We start from the raw sequence: 16,263 nt of genomic DNA, 5'->3' as shown, positions 1-16,263 counted from the left end.
TAGTAATGCCACGTCGATCACTCCAATTCCCCACTCAATGTCATGAGTAGGATTGTGAATTAAACGTGGGTCAGTTTCGTGTGCAAATTATGCGGCAAAGTGGGTCAGTTTTGGATGCAAATCAACAGTGAGGGGACTGCTGTGACAATGTGCGTATTTTCACGTGTCTATTCGGGTGCCTCTACTGCGCCAGGTTTTCACTGGTTTTCCCTATGAAAACCTCGTAATGAGCGCATGCGTTTTTCCTTCATAAATAGAGTAAAAAATCACGCGGAAAACTCACCAAAAATCACGAGTTTTCCACGCGGCAATTTTTATTCCAATTGTGAATATTCGATAGATTGTTTCTTTGGGATAAAATTCTTCCTGTAGATCAACACTTCGAAACTTGTTGGCTACCCGATTAACGGCGCCATACAAATGACGTCCACCTCAACGAATTGTGTGAAAATGAAAACTTTTACTAAAGCATTTGCCATCGTTCTGTTTAGCCTGCCACTGCTGGCCAGCGCCGCCGGGAAAATCTCGACCGCTTCCATGCAAGTCAGCTTTGAGGTGAAAGAGTCTTGCAACGTTCAGAGCTCGGCCGCAGCCAGCGCTGCTGCCGCCAAAACCACCCCGGCCGTCGCCTGCCAGCTGAAAAGCCCGTACGCCATGACCCGCACCCAGGCCGTTGCCGCCAACATCACCACCACCCAAGCCACCGCCATCCGCCAGGCAACTGCTGCCGGCGAGTGGACCATCACTTTCTAAGTCCCCGTCCCACCATGGTTGGCAGAGTCACACCCAGGCCGGGGCTGGCTGCGCGTTGGCTAGCTGGCTTGCCAGCCGCCGCCGAGGGCTTTGTACAGCGACACCGTGGCCTGTAGCCGTTTGAGTTTCAATATACCCAGCTCATTTTGCACATCCGCCAGGCTGCGCTGGGTGTCGAGCACGGTCATCAAGTCTTCCGCTCCGGCCTTGTAGCGGATCTCCGACAGATTGAAGGCCACCCGCGCCTGTTCCATTTCGACCATCTTTAACCGGCGCTGTTCATCAAGGCTCTTAATCTCGCCCAGCACGGTATCTACTTCCGCCAAGGCCGACAGAACCGTCGAGCGATAGGACTGCACCAGTTCCTGTTTTTGTTCGATCGCCAGGTCCCGCTCGGTGCGCAGGCGTCCGCCGTCGAAAATCGGCGCCACCAGCGAGGCGCCGACATTGGCGAACAAGTTTTGCCCATTCAGCAGTGACACCAGGGCGCTGCTCTGCGTGCCGGCCGATCCGGTCAGACGTATGCTGGGAAATAATGCCGCGCGCGCGGCGTCGACGTTGGCGCTGGCGGCCGCCAGCATCGCTTCCGAGCGGCGGATATCGGGGCGCCGCGACAGCAATTCGGACGGCATGCCCGGCGTTACCTCCGGCAGGCTGATGGTGTCGAGTCCGTTGTCGGGCAGGCTGAAGGTTTGCGGCGGCCGGCCGAGCAGGATCGCCAGTGCGGATTGCGCCTCGCGCTGCTGTTGCTGCAAATCCGGGATGGCGGCGCGTTGGCTGGCCACGGCGGAGCGCTGACGCGCCAGGTCGACCGACGTGGCGGCGCCGACGCTGCTCTGGGCCTCGACTAGCGATAGCACCCGCTCGGCGTTTTTGGTGTTCTCGCGCGCGACGATGAGGCGGTCGTGCAGCGACAGGACGCGCAGATAGGTCGCCACGATGCCGCTCGTGACGGTGAGGGCGACAGTCTGCCGATCATAGACATTGGCCCTGAGCGACGCTTCGGCCGCAGCGGCGCCGGCCTTGTTCTTGCCCCAGAAATCGACTTCATACGACACCTGCAACACGCCGCTCGACGACACATTGGCGTTGCGATGGCCAGCCAGCGGCAGATCCCGGCTGGCGCCGGCTGACAGATCGACCGACGGCAGCAGTGAAACGCCGGCAATGCGCGCCTGGGACTCGGCCTGACGCACCCGTGACAGCGCGGCGGCCAGTTCCAGGTTGCTTGCTTGCCCGTCCTGCACTAACTGGCTCAGCTCGGCGCTGCCAAAGTGTTGCCACCACTGGGCGTCGGGCCATTCCTGGCCCGCTGGTTTTGCTGCCTGCGACCAGCCGGCCGGCAAGTCCATGGTTGGCACCGGTTGCTCCACCGGAATCGTGTGCGCGCAGCCTGCCAACAGCGCGCCGGCGAGGCATAACGCCGGCAGAGAGCGTCGTTTCATGGCGTTCCAGTCGGGGTATTCGCTGCTTTGACGATGGGCGCTGCCGGCTTGGCGCGCAATGCGACCGCCGGCACCGGGCCGGCCAGCACTTGTTCGCCGGCCTCCAGGCCAGACAGCACCTGTGCCTGCTGCTGCGTGCGCACGCCGATTTTCAGCGTGCGCGGCACCACCTGGCGGTTGGCGGTCACCACGTGGACCTCATACGTGCCGTCCGCATTACGCTTGCTCAGCAAGGCGACCGGCAGCAGCACCGCATCCTTGGCCTGCACGACGATGAACTGCACCTGGGCCGTCATCCCGCTCATCAGCGCCTGTTCCGGATTGTCGACCTCAAACAGGACGTTATAAAACGTCTGCTTGCCTTGCTCGCCGGTGCCCTCGGCCGGCACAGGAATTACCTGGCGCAGCTTGCCGGACCACGTGCGGTCGGGATAACCGGGCGTCTTGAAATTGGCCGTCATGCCGCGCCGCAGGCGTGTGACATCGACTTCCGCCACGCGCGCCTGCACCGTCATTTGCGACAGATCGGCAATGCGCATCAATGGCCCGCCGGCCTGGCCGATGTTGACCGTTTGGCCGGCGTGCGCATTCAGCGCCACCACGGTGCCGGTGATCGGCGCCAGCACTTGCGTATGCTGACGGCTTTCTTCGTCGGATTTGAGCGTCGCCTGGAGCAGCTGAATCTGCGCGTTGATGGCGTCCATGCGGGCGCGGGCGGACGACAGCGTCATCCGGCTCGACTCATAGCTTTCTTCGCGGGTGGCATTTTGCGCCTTGAGCTGGGTCTGGCGCTTGAACTGCAACTCGGCGAAATCGGTCTGGGCCTGCTGGTCTGCCAGTTCGGCCTGCAAGCGCGCCATTTGCGCGCGGTTGCTCTCCACCTGATTGGCCTTGACCGCCGGCGACATCTCCATCACCAGCTTGCCTTCCTGTACTGCATCGCCGATGGCAACCGGCACGTCCTTGATCTGGCCCGCGACCTGGACATTGACGTCCGCAAATCGATGAAATTGCAATTTCCCGATGGCCTCGACCGTTTGCTGCAAGTCGCCACGCTGCACGGTGACCGTGTCCAGTTTGACCTCTGCGGCCACGGGCGGCGCATCGGCCGGCTTCGGCGCCTGCGCTAAGGCAACACCGGCGTTTAACAGCAGCGCCAGCGATGCCGCCGCCAGGCCAGTTTGGCGATGGGTCCATAACGCGCAGGTATCAATATCGTTCATCAGTTTTACGTCGTTAAAAGCAGCGGGTATTCTAGCGCATCCGGGCCAGCCAGTGCCTTGCGTTGACAGTGCCGACCTTGAAAGCCATAATGCTGCCGCAGATTATTACTGATCTGCAAAGTATATTTAAATAAGGAAAATCATGAGTCTGCCGCAATACATCACGATCAATGGCACTTCGTATGCTTCGGAAAACCTGAATGAAACCGCCAAGATGCAGGCCTTGAACGTGCAGGTGGTGGACGCCGAGCTGGCGCGCCTGCAACAGCAGGTCGCCATCGCCCAGACCGCCCGCAACACCTATGTCGCCGCACTGATCGAGTCGGTCAAGGGCAAAGGCCAGGCTGACGTGGCCGAGACGCCAAAGAAACCACGCGCCCCGCGCAAGCCTAAGGCTGCTGCGGCTGCGTAATTGAGGCTGGGTCGGCGCGATCGCCGGCCAGTATCTCCACATCCTTGAACGCCTCGGCATCGCCAGCGATCATTTCCTCCAGCTCCAGCCGGCCCTTGCGTGCTAGCGACGCCATTTTTTCCTGATCCTGCTGATGCGGATAGACTTCCATCAGCGTTTTCAGGTTGTGCGTGCGGAAGATATTGGTGGCGTGCGCGGCGCGTTCGGCGCTCACACCCAGCTGTTGCAGCACCTTGCCGCCCAACTGTAGCGCCGCCTCAAAGGTTTCGCGTTCGATCAGCGTCACGCCGCGATCCAGCAGGTCGTAGTAGTGGCTGACGTTGCGCGCGCGCGCCAGGATGGTCAACTCGGGATAACGCTCGCGCACCGCATCGACCAGCGACAGGCTGTCGGCGACGTCGTCAATGGCGATCACCAGCGCGGTTGCCTTGCCGATGCCGGCCGCTTCCAGCAAGTCGATGCGGGTGGCGTCGCCGTAAAACACTTCATAGCCGAATTTGCGCAGCAGCTCGATCTGATCCGGGTCGTGGTCGAGCACGGTCACGCCGATGCGGTTGGCGGCCAGCAGGCGGCCGATGATCTGCCCGAAGCGGCCGAAGCCGGCGATGATCACCGGATTCTCCACCTCGATGGTGTCGGCCTGGCGCTGCTTCTTGGCGGCGCGCAGGTGCGGCGCCACCAGGCGGTCGTGCAGTAACAGCAGCAGCGGCGTGGCCACCATCGACAAGGTCACCACCATCACCAGTATGGCCGAAGTTTCCGGCGTCAGCACCTTGGTGTCGACGGCGGTGCCGAACACCACGAACGCAAACTCACCGCCTTGCGACATCAGCAGCGCAAAAAACAGGCGCTGGCTACGCGGAATCTCGAACCAGTAGGCCATGCCATACAGCAGGGCGCCCTTGACCAGCAGCAGGCCGCAGGTCAGGCCGATGATCAGCAGCGGCTGGGCCCGCAGGATGCCGAAGTCAGCCGACATGCCGACCGCCATGAAAAACAGCCCGAGCAGCAAACCCTTGAACGGTTCCAGGTCGCTCACCAGCTGGTGACGGTATTCCGAGTCCGCCAGCAGTACACCGGCGGCGAAGGTGCCCAGCGCCAGCGACAAGCCCACCCATTCCATCAGCAGGCAGATGCCGATAATCAGCAGCAGCGCGAAGCCGGTGAAGAGTTCGCGCAGCCCGGTACGCGCCAGGTAGCGCATGATGGGATTGACCAGGCAGCGGCCGAAGGCGATCAGCGTCAGGAACACCGCCACCAGTTTAATGACGCGCAGCCAGCCGCCGCTACCGTGTTCTGCGGCCACGCCGGCCAGCAACGGCACCAAGGCGATCATGGGGATCGCGGCGATGTCCTGCAACAGCAGAATCGAGAAGCTGGCCGAGCCGGCAGGGCTGGACAACAGCTTGCGCTCGCCCAGCGTGGCGAGGACGATGGCGGTGGAGGACAGCGACAGGCCGAGGCCGGCGACCAGCGCCACCTTCCAGTCGACGCCGAAGGCCACGGCAATCCCGGTCAGCGCCGCGCTGACGATCAGCACCTGCGCGCCGCCCCAGCCGAAAATCGGCCGCCGCAGCTGCCACAGCTTTTTCGGCTCCAGCTCCAGGCCGATCAGGAACAGCATCAGCACCACGCCGAATTCCGAAATGCTCAGCACATCTTCCACGTTGCCGATCAGCTTCAGTCCCCAGGGGCCGATGAGGGCGCCGGCGATCAGGTAACCGAGTACCGCGCCCATGCCGATGCGCTTGGCAAGCGGCACCAGCACCACGGCGGCGATCAGATAAAACGTTGCGTGCAGCAGAAAGCCATGTTCTTCCATAAAGATTCCGGAGGGGCGCCAGCGGCGCGGGTTGACGATTGGCCAATTGTAGCCGACCGTCACCCCTGTGGCCTCTCTCTTACAGACCCATAATCTGTTGCCCCATGGAGATGCCGGAGTCGGTCATGCGGTAGCCGGCGTCCAGTTGCTGCTGTTGCCATTCCTGCAAACTGGCGTCGATGCCGGCCTGATGGTTGCGCAAGGACAGCGCCAGCGCCAGGGCATTGGCTGCCGCCTTGGCCGAGCCGCCGGCGGTATGCGGACGCGGAATGAAGGCGGCGTCGCCCAGCAGGATGGCGCGGCCAAACACCATCTGGTCCATCTGCAAATCCTGTATGGTTTGCATGAAGATGTCGTCGGTGGCCGCCATCAGCTCCTGGAATGCCGGCGCCAACATGGTGCGGCCGTCGGCCCGCAAGGCGTCGGTGTATTCTTTCCTGGCGGTGCCGGGCGGCAGTGAGAAGCCGTGCTGGTGTCCCTTGCGGTCGATTAGCACGCTTTTCAGCGTCTCCGCATCGATCTTGCGGTACCACACCCAGTTCCAGCGCCGCTCGCCCGGTTTGACCGAGCCGTCCTCGCCGGGCACCATGTATTCCAGCAGCATGTGGCCGGGGCCTTGCTGGAACGCGAATGTCCCTTCCAGCAGACGGCGCGCGCGTTCCGCCACCCGCAGTTCCGGCGCCAGCCCGCGCCAGGCCACGTAACCGGCATAGGTCGGCGCGCTGTCGGGGCGAACCAGTTCGCGCAGGGTGGAGTGCGGGCCGTCGGCGCCGACCAGCAAATCGCCCTCGGCACTGCGGCCGCTGGCGAAGAAGGCGCGCACCTTGCCCTTGCTGCCCGGCTCGTAGCCGACAAACTCTTCGCCGGTGTGGATCTGCTCGGCGGGGATGGTGTCTTTCATCAGCGTGTACAGCATGCCCCACGAGGTCTGCGTCTGCGGCATGAAGTTGCGGTAGACCACCTCGTCATGCTCATCCAGGTAAATCCGGTCGGCGGAGGGCACGCCTATGTTGTCGGGGATGCGGATGCCGGCGAAGCGCAGTGCCGCCAGCACGTCGGGTTGCAGCACCAGGCCGCCGCCCCGGCTGTCGAGTTCGTGCGGCGAACGCTCGACGATTTCAAAGGTCCAGCCGATGGCCCGTAGCGTGACGGCCGTGAACAGGCCGCCGAGGGAACCGCCGATGATGATCGCGTGGCGCGGAGTGGCGAGGCGTTCGGTATCATTCATGATTTTTCAGCTTTACAAGAATGGCGGCCATGGATTCCGCCGTTTGCGCGCCAGCGATGCGGTGATTGCCGATCAGCAGACTGGGCACGCTGTTGAGGCCGGCCGCATGGGCCTGCGCCAGGGCGGCGTCCAGCAGCGTATCGGCGGTGTCGCTGTGCATATAGGCCAGCGCCGCCTGCGTATCCAGACCCTGAGAGGCAGCCAGGTCGGCCAGCACCGCCGGATCGCCGATATTGCGCCCGTGGGAAAAGTAGGCCACGAACAGCGCCTCGAACAGCCTCTCGCTCTTGATGCCATCTCCCGGCAGTTGGGCATAGGCGATCAGCTTGTGCGCCAGTCGGGTATTCGGCGTGCGCTCGATGCGGTCGTAGTGGAAGTCCAGGCCGATCTGCTTGCCGGCCTGCGTCACATCCTCGTCCATGCTCTGCGACCGTGCCCAGTTGCCGAACTTGGCGGTGCGGTAGGCCTGGCGGTTCAGGCCTTCCGGCGGCATGCCGGGATTGAGTTCAAACGGCAGAAAGCGCTGCTGAATGTGCGGCTGGCCGGCCAGCGCCAGCGCTTCCTTCAGGTTGGTGTGGCCGATCCAGCACCATGGGCAGATGAAGTCCGAAGTGATGTCGATAGTAATAGTCATGATTGCTCCTTTAATGCATGCCGGCCGCGCGCATCAGCCAATGCAGCAGCGTGGCGACGACGCCCAGCGCCGTCACGCTGAGGCCCCAGATCAGCGCCAGCCATCCTAGCCGGCCCATCCACAGGCGCGCCGCCATCAGTGATAACCCTCGCCAAGCTTGACCTTGCCGCGGAAGACGTAATACGAGAAGCACGAGTAGCCGAGGATGATGGGCAGGATCACCAGTGTGCCGACCAGCGTGAAGCCCTGGCTGGCTGGCGGCGAAGCGGCGGCCCAGATCGAGATGGTCGGCGGCACGATATTCGGCCAGATGCTGATCGCCAGTCCTGTATAGCCGAGGAAGATCAGGCCCAGCGACGCCAGGAACGGCCCATGCAGCGGTGCGTCGCCCGCCAGTGAGCGCAGCAGCAACACCACGCCGACCACCACCAGCACCGGCACCGGCACAAACCACAGCATGCCCGGCATGGTGAACCAGCGCGCCGCCACGTCGGGATCGGCCAGCGGGGTCCAGATGCTGACGGCGATGATGGCCAGTACCAGCAGCAGGGCCAGCGGCCGCGCCGTGCTCAGCATGCGTTTTTGCAGTTCGCCTTCGGTGCGGAAGATCAGCCAGGTGCAGCCCAGCAGCGAGTAGGCCACCATCACGCCCAGGCCGCACATGATGGGAAACGGTTGCAGCCAGTCCAGCGCGCCGCCGGCGTACTGCGGCCCGGCTGGGGTGCTGACCACGGCGATGCCATGCACATAGGCGCCCAGCGACACGCCCTGGAAAAACGCCGCCGTCAGCGAGCCGCCGATGAAGGCCTTGTCCCAGATATGGCGCTCATGGTCCAGCGCCTTGAAGCGGAACTCGAAGGCGATGCCACGGAAGATCAGCCCCAGCAGCATGAAGATCAGCGGCAGGTACAGCGCGCTCAGCACGATAGCGTAGGCGCGCGGGAAGGCGGCAAACAGAGCGGCGCCGCCCAGCACCAGCCAGGTCTCGTTGCCGTCCCACACCGGCGCCACGGTATTCATCATCACATCGCGCTCGTGGCGGTCCGGCACGAAGGGGTAGAGCATGCCGATGCCCAGGTCAAAGCCATCCATCACCACGTACATGAAGACGCCGATGAAGATGATGACCGCCCAAATGGCGGAAAGGTCGATACCCATTATTGTGCACTCCCATTGGTGGAAATCTGGTCCGGCGCGGCCGAGAGCGGCCGGCTTGGCGTGTGGGCCTGGCCGGGGCCGCCGGTAGCGGCATGCCCGGGGTCGAAGCGCGCCGGGCCGCTGCGCATCAGGCGGAAGATGTAGGTAATCGCTACGCCGAACACAAACGCATACACCAGGATGAACAGGCCGAGCGACAGCGCCAGCGTGCCGACCGCATGGGCGGAGACCGCATCCTTGGTGCGCAGCAGGCCGTACACCACCCACGGCTGGCGGCCGATTTCAGTGGTGTACCAGCCGGCCAGGATGGCGATCAGGCCGGCCGGTCCCATCACCGTGGTGACGCGCAGCAGCCAGGGCGACGAATACATGGCGTGGCGGCGGCGCTGCCACGCGGCCCACAAGGCCAGCGCGATCATCGCCATGCCCAGCCCGACCATCGCGCGGAAGGTGAAGAAGATGATGGTGGCGTTAGGCCGGTCTTCCTTGGGGAAATCCTTCAGGCCCTTGATCTGGCCGCCCCAGGTATGGGTCAGGATCCAGCTGCCCATGCGCGGAATGGCGATCTGGAAGTGGTTGGTTTCGTTTTCCATGTCGGGGATGGCGAACACGATCAGCGGCAGCGGCTCGTCGCCCTGGTTCTGCCAGTGGCCTTCCACGCCGGCGATCTTGGCCGGCTGGTGTTCCAGCGTGTTGATGCCGTGGGCGTCGCCCAGCAGCGCTTGCAGCGGCGCGGTCACCAGCAGCATCCACATCGCCATCGAGAACATGGTGCGCACCGCCGGCGTATCGTTTTTTCGCAGCAGATGCCAGGCGCCGACGGCGGCCACCACCATCGCGGTGGCGAGGAAGGCGCCCACGCTCATGTGCAGCAGGCGGTAAGGGAACGACGGATTGAAGATCACTTCCAGCCAGTCGGCCGGCACCAGCACGCCGTTTTCGATGGCGTAGCCCTGCGGCGTCTGCATGAAGCTGTTGGAGGCGAGGATCCAGGTGGTGGAAATCAGCGTACCGATCGCCACCATTACGCTGGCGAAGCAGTGCAGGGCGGGGCCGACGCGGTTCCAGCCGAACAGCATCACGCCAAGGAAGCCGGCTTCAAGGAAGAACGCGGTCAGCACTTCATACGTCAACAGCGGCCCGGTGATGCCGCCAGCGAACTGCGAGAAGAAGCTCCAGTTGGTGCCGAACTGGTAAGCCAGCACGATGCCGGACACCACGCCGATGCCGAAGTTGACGGCAAAGATCTTCAGCCAGAAGTGATATAAATCGCGGTACACCTCGCGTTTGGTGCGCAGCCAGCACAGTTCCAGCACCGCCAGGTAACTGGCTAGGCCGATCGACAAGGCCGGAAAAATGATGTGGAAGGAGACCGTGAAGCCGAATTGTATTCGGGCCAAGTCCAGGGCCGTAAAACCTAACATGAGTGTTCTCCCAATGCGCCGTGTCGGCATGACCGGCAGCGTCGCCGTTGATGGACGTCGGGCGGCGGGCGTCTGTAACGCCCTGCCGCACGATCAACTGCCATCATAGTGGCGGACGGGGCGCTGCGAAATTCGCATAGGGGAGGCGCGGTGCTATGTCCTTTGGTGAGTCCGGCGCTACCCAGCCTCAGGGGGCATAACCCGCTCCGGCAGACATAGGCCTTTCGGTGGTGGAGGCCATCGCCTGTAGGGGCTAGACTACAGCCCGGTCAGACAACAACGGTCCGCAGGATGAATGCAGTGTACTCAATAATCGCGGTCAGCGTGGGCGTCATGATCGGCGCGCTGCTGCGCTCTGGCTTAAGTCTGAGCCTGAACAGCGACGGTGCGAATATCCCGATCGGCACGCTGTGCGCCAATCTGCTGGCGGCGTATTTTGTCGGCGTTGCTGCCGCCGTATTCGACGGCTTGAACCTGCCGCCGGTGTGGACGCTGTTCATCATCACCGGCCTGGCGGGCGGGCTGTCGACCTTTTCGACCTTCGCCGCCGAGCTGCTGGCGCTGTTGCGCGACGGCCGGCTGCGCTGGTCGGCGGCCATGGTGCTGCTGCATGTCGGCGGTTCACTGATTATGACGGTGGCGGGTATGGCCAGCGTTTCCCTGATTCGCGGGCCGGGTTGAGCGGCGGATCTTTTCACATCGGTTATACAAGGAGCACTATATGAGCCACCCCAAGTTATTCACGCCGCTGCAAATTCGCGGCCTCACGCTGGAAAACCGCATCGTCATCGCGCCGATGTGCCAATACTCGGCGGTCGACGGTTGCATGAACGACTGGCACCAGATGCACCTCGGCCAGCTGGCGCAATCGGGCGCCGCGCTGCTGACCATTGAAGCGACGGCGGTGCTGGCGGAAGGCCGCATCAGCGACGGCGACGTTGGCCTGTACGACGACGCCACCACCTTTGCCATGGGCAGCGTGGTCGAATCGGTGCGGCGCTGGTCGAATATGCCGGTTGGCGTGCAGTTGAGCCATGCCGGCCGCAAGGCCTCGGTGCGCGCGCCGTGGCTGGGCGGCTTGCAGGTGGCGCCGGGCCAGCCGGGCGGCTGGCAGACGAAGGCGCCGTCCGCTGTGGCGTGGCGCGGCGATTATGTCCCGCCTGTCGCGCTGGACAAGCACGGCATGCGGGAAGTGCGCGAAGCCTTCGTGGCCGCCGCGCGCCGGGCCGCCGATATCGGCATCGATCTGATCCAGCTGCATGGCGCGCATGGCTATTTGCTGCACCAGTTCCTGTCGCCGCTGTCCAACCACCGCACGGATGAATATGGCGGCTCGCTGGAGAACCGCGCGCGCTTCCCGCTGGAAGTGTTTGAGGCGGTGCGCGAGGTGTTTCCGGCTGATCGTCCGGTCAGCATGCGCATTTCCGGCACCGACTGGGTGGAGGGCGGCTTCGACATCGAGCAGGCGCAGGTGTTTTCGCAGATGCTGGAGGCGCGTGGCGTCGATGCGATCCACGTTTCCAGTGGCGGCCTGCATCCCAACCAGCAGATTCCGGTCGGACCGAGCTACCAGGTGCCGCTGGCGCGCGCGGTGCGCAGCGTGGTGAATGTGCCGGTGGTGGCGGTCGGCCTGATTACCGAGCCTGTCCAGGCCGAAGCCATCATTGCCACTGGCGACGCCGACCTGATCGCGCTGGCGCGAACCGTGCTGTACGATCCGCGCTGGCCATGGCACGCGGCGGCCGAGCTGGGTGGCCATGTGCGCGCAGCGAATCAGTATCAACGTTGCCAGCCGGAGCAGTATCCGCACCTGTTCCGCAGCTAATTGCAGCGCTCATCAAGCGCCACCGCATCCGTATCGCCGGCCGGCAGGCCGGTGATCCCAATAAATGTTGCATGCGAAAGCATATATAATCAAAGGCTTATGACCCTGCTCCGGCTCTTTTTCTTCTGATTCTTTAACTTTATGCCCACTCGGCCCCGGTTTTTGTTCCCTCTGCGGTACTTGTTGATCATGCTGACCGCGATCGGACTGCTGCCGTTGGCGCTGCTGGGCGCGTGGGGCATCCACACGGTTAGCGAATACCAGCAGCGCGACCAGGAGCGGCTGATGCTGGACCTGGCGCGCGCGGTGGCTAGCGCGGCGGATGCGGAACTGGACGGCGTGGTGTCAACCCTGACCGGCCTCGGTCACTCTCCGACGCTGCAAGACGTCGACCTGCGCGGCTTCTACGACGTGGCCAGTATCTTGGTCAAGGGCCAGCCGGAATGGCTGGGCATCATCCTGACCGACGATGCCGGCAAGATCCTGTTCCGCACCATGGACGATTACGGCGCGCCGGCTGGTGCGGTGGTCGATCCGGACAGCCTGCGCGCGGTGCTGGCCACGCGTCGCCCGGTCGCCGGCCGCATCGCCCGTGGCGTGCGCGGTCGTCCCGCGTTCCCGGTGAGGGTGCCGGTGACCGCCGCCGATGGCAAACTGTACACACTGACGGCGGTGATCCGCCCCGACCGCATGGTGCGGCTGATCGAGCGCCAGCAGGCGCCCGGCGGCGCGGTGACGGCAATCCGCGACGGTGCGCTGGCGGTGGTGGCCCGTTCACAGAACCAGGACACTTCTGTCGGGCAGGCGCCCAGCCCGTCATTGGTGCAGCTGATGCGCATCAACGGCGAGGAAGGCGTTGGCCTGGCCTACACGCGCGAAGGGCAGGACATGACGGCCGCGTACACCACCGCCTCGCACTATGGCTGGGTGGCGGTAGTGGCGCGGCCGGCCGGACAGCGGCATGCCGCCGTGTTCCAGAGCTTGGGCGTGTATGGCGCCGGTATTCTGGTGTCGCTGCTGATGTGCTTCGGCCTGGCGTCGCTGCTGTCGCGCCGCATCGTGGCCGCCATCGAGGCGCTGCAACAGAGCGCGGCTGCGCTGGGTTCCGGTGCGCCGCTGGTGATTGCGCCATCATCGATTACCGAAATCGCCGAAATCGGCAAGGGACTGGAGCAGGCAGAGCGCCAGCGCAGCGCGCAGGAACGCGAACGTACGCTGCTGCTCGATTCGCTCAACCTGGCGCTGGACGAAGCGCGTCAGGCCGGCCGCGCCAAGGATGAATTCCTGGCGGTGCTGGGCCATGAGCTGCGCAATCCGTTGAGTCCCATCGTTACTTCGCTCGATCTGCTGGACCGGCGCGATGAACCGGCCAGCCGCAAGGAGCGGGGCATGATGCGGCGCCAGGTCAGCCATCTGCGCCGGCTGGTCGATGACCTGCTGGACGTCTCGCGCATCACCTCTGGCAAATTCGAGATTGACGCCCAGCCGGTGAATCTGGCCGAGGTGGTGCGGCACGCGGTGGCGGCGGCGCCGGAACAGTCGCTGTCATTGTCGGCGCCGGAGTCGCTGTGGGTGCAGGGCGATGACAGCCGCCTGACGCAGGTGCTGAATAATCTGCTGTCCAACGCCGCGCGTTTCGGCAGCACCGCCACCGAGGTCACGCTGTCCAAGGACGGCGACAATGCGCGGCTGGTGGTCACCGATAACGGTATCGGCATGAGTGCGGAATTGCTGGCGCGGGTGTTCGAGCCGTTCCAGCAGGCGCCGCAATCGCTGGCGCGGCGCACCGGCGGCCTGGGTCTCGGCCTGGCCATCGTGCGCAAGATCGTCGCGCTGCATGGCGGCCAGGTAACGGCCAGCAGCGACGGCGCGGGGCAGGGTAGCCGCTTTGAAGTGACCCTGCCGCTGGTGGCCGCGCCAGTGAACGCGCCATCGCCGGCGCATGCCAGTGGCCCCGGCGGCCTGCGTGTGCTGCTGGTCGACGATAATATCGACGCCGCCGCCACTGGCGCCGCGCTGCTGGAGCTGATGGGCCATCAAGTCCGCGTGGCGCATAACGGCGCCGGCGCACTGGAAGCGCTGCGGCAGCAGGTGCCGGAGGTAGCGATTCTCGATATCGGCCTGCCCGACATGGACGGTTACGCGCTGGCGCGCGCGATGCGCCAGCAGGCCGCCGGCACACCGGTACGGCTGGTGGCGTTGACCGGCTACGGTCAAAAAGAAGACGTGGAGCGCGCCTACGCGGCCAACTTCGACCTGCATCTGACCAAGCCGGCCACGTTGGCGGACCTGCAACGCGCCACAGCGCCGATAGCACCGTAGCGGCTTAGCCTATTTCACCAGCACCCAGTTGAAGCGCACCCCGTCCTTGCCATCGGGTGCAGGACCGGGGCTGTCGGCCTTCACCGCGCCATTCTGCGGATCGATGCGCAAATAGCGGTTGGTGGCCAGCGACATCAGGACCAACTCACCGGTGGGCGTCTCCATCCACTGGAAGCTTTGCGCAATGCCCGGCCGCACCTGCTGGAACGATACGCTGCTGTCTGCTGCTACTGTCACATAGCTTGGACCTGATTGCAGGGCGGCGCGGCCATAGCCCATGTCCACCACCGTCAGCGGCGTTTGCAGGCCGGCGCTGGAGCCGAGGCGGATCTGCTGACCGTAAGGGATAGGCCGCATCAATCCGCGTGGATTGGGCTGCGCGATGTCGATACTGGCGAAATCCGCCATGCCGCCATTCTGGTTGCCGGTGTTGTAGGCAAACAGCGCGTAACGCACGCCCTGGAAGGTAGTCAGCTGGAAGATCATGGTGAACTCGTCGCCGATCGTCCGGTAGTTTTCGCCGTCCAGCGAATAACTGAAGCGCGCCTTCTCGGTGAGGAAGTCGCAATCCGCGCGCAGCCACACCTTGCCGGCGCTGAGGGCAACGCGGGTACTCTCGTTGCGCGCCTGGTCGAACAGCAGCAGCGACAGCTTGCCTTCCTTCTTTTCCACGCCCAGGGTCGCGTAGGGCAGGTTAAGCAGGCCGAGTCCCGCGACATCGTTCTCCAGCAGGCGCGCCGCGTCCAATGCCACCGTGGGCGAGGACTGCGGGCCGATGGCGCGCTGGGTCAACGTGTTGCGCGCTTCCCAGAACGAAGGCGCCGGCAGCGCATGCAAGCGCAGGAAGCCGGGACGTTCGGTCAGCGACCATTTGTCGTCCACCGGCGCGTGGTTCCATTGCCAGATAGGCTTGAGCGCGGCGTCGGCAAAATCATCGCTGCGCGTGAACGGCGTCTTGACCTGCTGCGGCTCCGCCACGCGCGGCTTGACCCAGGTGCGCGGATTGCGTCCCAGGTTGCCGGGCAGGCCGAAATACGGCCAGCCATCCTGCCAGGTTACAGGGGCAAGACTGAGCAGGCGGCCGACAGAGTTATAGTCCATCATCGAGAAACCCCACCATTCGCCGGCCTCGGTCACCACAATGCCACCCTGGTGCATGGCCGTGGTGTCGCGCGCGGCGGGATTGGGCGGCGTGACTTCAAACGGGTACTGCTTGTTCTTCAAACGGTAGCCGCCCACCATGCCGAAGCCTTCGTCCTTGCTGATCGCCTGATTGACCTCATACGGACCAAACACGCGGTTGGCGCGCGCGGCCGGCATGCGGAAGCCGCCGGCATAATTGGAACTCAGGATGTAATAGCGGCCGCCGATCTTGTAGAGATGCGCGCCTTCGCCCATGCCGTCGGTCTTCGAGAACAGCACCTGTTCGGTGTCCGGCACGATGTCCAGAAGGTCGTCGGTGAGCTGGGCGATGTGCAGGTCCTGATGGCCCCAGACGGCATAAGCCTTGCCGTCATCGTCAAACAGCACCGACAAGTCGTGCAGGCTGCGCTTCATCTCCCAATGCGCCCAGGGTCCGCGCGGATTGATGGCGGAGTAGATCTGCGTGCTGCGTCCATTGACGTTGGTGAAGATATAGAACACGCCGTTCCGATAACGCAGGCTTGGCGCCCAGATGCCCTGGCCGTAGATATTCTTGCCGTCTTCGAGGCGATAGGCGGGGCCGAAGTCCAGCCGGTCGGCGGCATAGCCGAGAAATTCCCAATTCACCAGATCCTTCGAACGCAGCACCGGCAGGCCAGGCATGGCGTGCATGGTGGTGCCAGTGAGGTAGAACCAGTCGTTGACCCGGATGATGTCCGGGTCGGAGAATTCGTCGTAGAACAGGGGATTGGTGAAGGTGCCGTTGCCGTTATCCGGCGTCCAGGTGCGGGGCGCCGGCTGTGCACGGGCGGTGAACGACAGCGCGGCCAACAGCAGCGCTGCATACATGGCTTTCTTCATCGATTCCCCGGTT

Annotated in this window: 14 protein-coding genes; 5 read left to right on the top strand and 9 right to left on the bottom strand. The window is 64.0% G+C overall.

Going from position 1 to position 16,263, the window contains the following annotated elements; all coding sequences use genetic code 11:
- The first annotated feature begins 450 nt into the window (after positions 1 to 450).
- On the top strand, positions 451 to 753 hold the full coding sequence (locus tag GTP69_RS02915; protein WP_161053444.1) for a hypothetical protein: 303 nt from the start codon (positions 451 to 453) through the stop codon (positions 751 to 753).
- Between the two features lie 59 nt (positions 754 to 812).
- On the opposite strand, the gene GTP69_RS02910 is transcribed toward GTP69_RS02915, so the two are convergent.
- Entirely contained in the window at positions 813 to 2,198 is a 1,386-nt protein-coding gene (locus tag GTP69_RS02910) for an efflux transporter outer membrane subunit (RefSeq protein ID WP_161053443.1), read from the bottom strand.
- Positions 2,195 to 3,421 carry an efflux RND transporter periplasmic adaptor subunit gene (locus GTP69_RS02905; protein ID WP_161053442.1) on the bottom strand — a complete coding sequence of 409 codons (1,227 nt, stop codon included), beginning with the start codon at positions 3,419 to 3,421 and terminating at the stop codon, positions 2,195 to 2,197. Before GTP69_RS02905 ends, GTP69_RS02910 begins: the two co-directional genes overlap by 4 nt.
- Before the next feature lie 142 nt (positions 3,422 to 3,563).
- On the opposite strand from GTP69_RS02905, the gene GTP69_RS31020 reads away from it, so the two are divergent.
- Positions 3,564 to 3,833 (top strand): DUF6447 family protein, encoded by a 270-nt coding sequence (locus tag GTP69_RS31020; RefSeq protein ID WP_202424267.1) that lies wholly within the window; start codon positions 3,564 to 3,566, stop codon positions 3,831 to 3,833.
- On the opposite strand, the gene kefC is transcribed toward GTP69_RS31020, so the two are convergent.
- From kefC to GTP69_RS02875, 6 genes are all read right to left on the bottom strand, one after another.
- A complete protein-coding gene (gene kefC, locus GTP69_RS02900; RefSeq protein WP_161053441.1) occupies positions 3,811 to 5,655 on the bottom strand; it encodes a glutathione-regulated potassium-efflux system protein KefC in 1,845 nt (614 codons plus the stop codon). The genes GTP69_RS31020 and kefC overlap by 23 nt on opposite strands.
- A gap of 79 nt (positions 5,656 to 5,734) precedes the next feature.
- Positions 5,735 to 6,883, bottom strand: coding sequence for an FAD binding domain-containing protein (locus GTP69_RS02895; RefSeq protein WP_161053440.1), 1,149 nt, complete (start codon positions 6,881 to 6,883; stop codon positions 5,735 to 5,737).
- Complete coding sequence (locus tag GTP69_RS02890; protein ID WP_161053439.1) at positions 6,876 to 7,517, bottom strand: DsbA family oxidoreductase; 642 nt, start codon at positions 7,515 to 7,517, stop codon at positions 6,876 to 6,878. Before GTP69_RS02890 ends, GTP69_RS02895 begins: the two co-directional genes overlap by 8 nt.
- Positions 7,518 to 7,527: 10 nt before the next feature.
- Positions 7,528 to 7,653: a DUF2474 domain-containing protein gene (locus GTP69_RS02885; RefSeq protein ID WP_161053438.1), complete on the bottom strand. Its 126-nt coding sequence runs from the start codon at positions 7,651 to 7,653 to the stop codon at positions 7,528 to 7,530.
- Positions 7,653 to 8,675: a cytochrome d ubiquinol oxidase subunit II gene (gene cydB, locus GTP69_RS02880; RefSeq protein WP_161053437.1), complete on the bottom strand. Its 1,023-nt coding sequence runs from the start codon at positions 8,673 to 8,675 to the stop codon at positions 7,653 to 7,655. Before cydB ends, GTP69_RS02885 begins: the two co-directional genes overlap by 1 nt.
- Positions 8,675 to 10,099, bottom strand: a complete 1,425-nt coding sequence (locus GTP69_RS02875) for a cytochrome ubiquinol oxidase subunit I (protein WP_161053436.1) — start codon at positions 10,097 to 10,099, stop codon at positions 8,675 to 8,677. The genes cydB and GTP69_RS02875 overlap by 1 nt, the downstream gene beginning before the upstream one ends.
- 300 nt (positions 10,100 to 10,399) lie before the next feature.
- Here GTP69_RS02875 and crcB point away from each other — a divergent pair, with 300 nt between their 5' ends.
- From crcB to GTP69_RS02860, 3 genes are all read left to right on the top strand, one after another.
- Positions 10,400 to 10,780 carry a fluoride efflux transporter CrcB gene (crcB, locus tag GTP69_RS02870; RefSeq protein WP_371867775.1) on the top strand — a complete coding sequence of 127 codons (381 nt, stop codon included), beginning with the start codon at positions 10,400 to 10,402 and terminating at the stop codon, positions 10,778 to 10,780.
- Positions 10,781 to 10,820: 40 nt separating this feature from the next.
- Complete coding sequence (locus GTP69_RS02865; protein ID WP_161053434.1) at positions 10,821 to 11,924, top strand: NADH:flavin oxidoreductase/NADH oxidase; 1,104 nt, start codon at positions 10,821 to 10,823, stop codon at positions 11,922 to 11,924.
- A 189-nt stretch (positions 11,925 to 12,113) separates the two neighbouring features.
- Positions 12,114 to 14,246: a hybrid sensor histidine kinase/response regulator gene (locus GTP69_RS02860; RefSeq protein ID WP_229260774.1), complete on the top strand. Its 2,133-nt coding sequence runs from the start codon at positions 12,114 to 12,116 to the stop codon at positions 14,244 to 14,246.
- 9 nt (positions 14,247 to 14,255) lie between these two features.
- Here the strand turns inward: GTP69_RS02860 and GTP69_RS02855 are convergent, their stop codons facing one another.
- Positions 14,256 to 16,250, bottom strand: coding sequence for a glycoside hydrolase family 43 protein (locus tag GTP69_RS02855; RefSeq protein ID WP_161053432.1), 1,995 nt, complete (start codon positions 16,248 to 16,250; stop codon positions 14,256 to 14,258).
- Positions 16,251 to 16,263: the final 13 nt, after the last annotated feature.

Origin of the sequence: Duganella levis (assembly GCF_009857605.1) — a bacterium.
GTDB lineage: Bacteria > Pseudomonadota > Gammaproteobacteria > Burkholderiales > Burkholderiaceae_D > Rugamonas > Rugamonas levis.
This window is presented reverse-complemented; position numbering and strand designations above follow the sequence as displayed.

Coding starts and splice junctions, on each gene's coding strand:
- GTP69_RS02915 (WP_161053444.1), top strand. CDS start 451: ATGAAAACTTTTACTAAAGCATTTGCCATCGTTCTGTTTAGCCTGCCA.
- GTP69_RS02910 (WP_161053443.1), bottom strand. CDS start 2,198: ATGAAACGACGCTCTCTGCCGGCGTTATGCCTCGCCGGCGCGCTGTTG.
- GTP69_RS02905 (WP_161053442.1), bottom strand. CDS start 3,421: ATGAACGATATTGATACCTGCGCGTTATGGACCCATCGCCAAACTGGC.
- GTP69_RS31020 (WP_202424267.1), top strand. CDS start 3,564: ATGAGTCTGCCGCAATACATCACGATCAATGGCACTTCGTATGCTTCG.
- kefC (WP_161053441.1), bottom strand. CDS start 5,655: ATGGAAGAACATGGCTTTCTGCTGCACGCAACGTTTTATCTGATCGCC.
- GTP69_RS02895 (WP_161053440.1), bottom strand. CDS start 6,883: ATGAATGATACCGAACGCCTCGCCACTCCGCGCCACGCGATCATCATC.
- GTP69_RS02890 (WP_161053439.1), bottom strand. CDS start 7,517: ATGACTATTACTATCGACATCACTTCGGACTTCATCTGCCCATGGTGC.
- GTP69_RS02885 (WP_161053438.1), bottom strand. CDS start 7,653: ATGGCGGCGCGCCTGTGGATGGGCCGGCTAGGATGGCTGGCGCTGATC.
- cydB (WP_161053437.1), bottom strand. CDS start 8,675: ATGGGTATCGACCTTTCCGCCATTTGGGCGGTCATCATCTTCATCGGC.
- GTP69_RS02875 (WP_161053436.1), bottom strand. CDS start 10,099: ATGTTAGGTTTTACGGCCCTGGACTTGGCCCGAATACAATTCGGCTTC.
- GTP69_RS02865 (WP_161053434.1), top strand. CDS start 10,821: ATGAGCCACCCCAAGTTATTCACGCCGCTGCAAATTCGCGGCCTCACG.
- GTP69_RS02860 (WP_229260774.1), top strand. CDS start 12,114: ATGCTGACCGCGATCGGACTGCTGCCGTTGGCGCTGCTGGGCGCGTGG.
- GTP69_RS02855 (WP_161053432.1), bottom strand. CDS start 16,250: ATGAAGAAAGCCATGTATGCAGCGCTGCTGTTGGCCGCGCTGTCGTTC.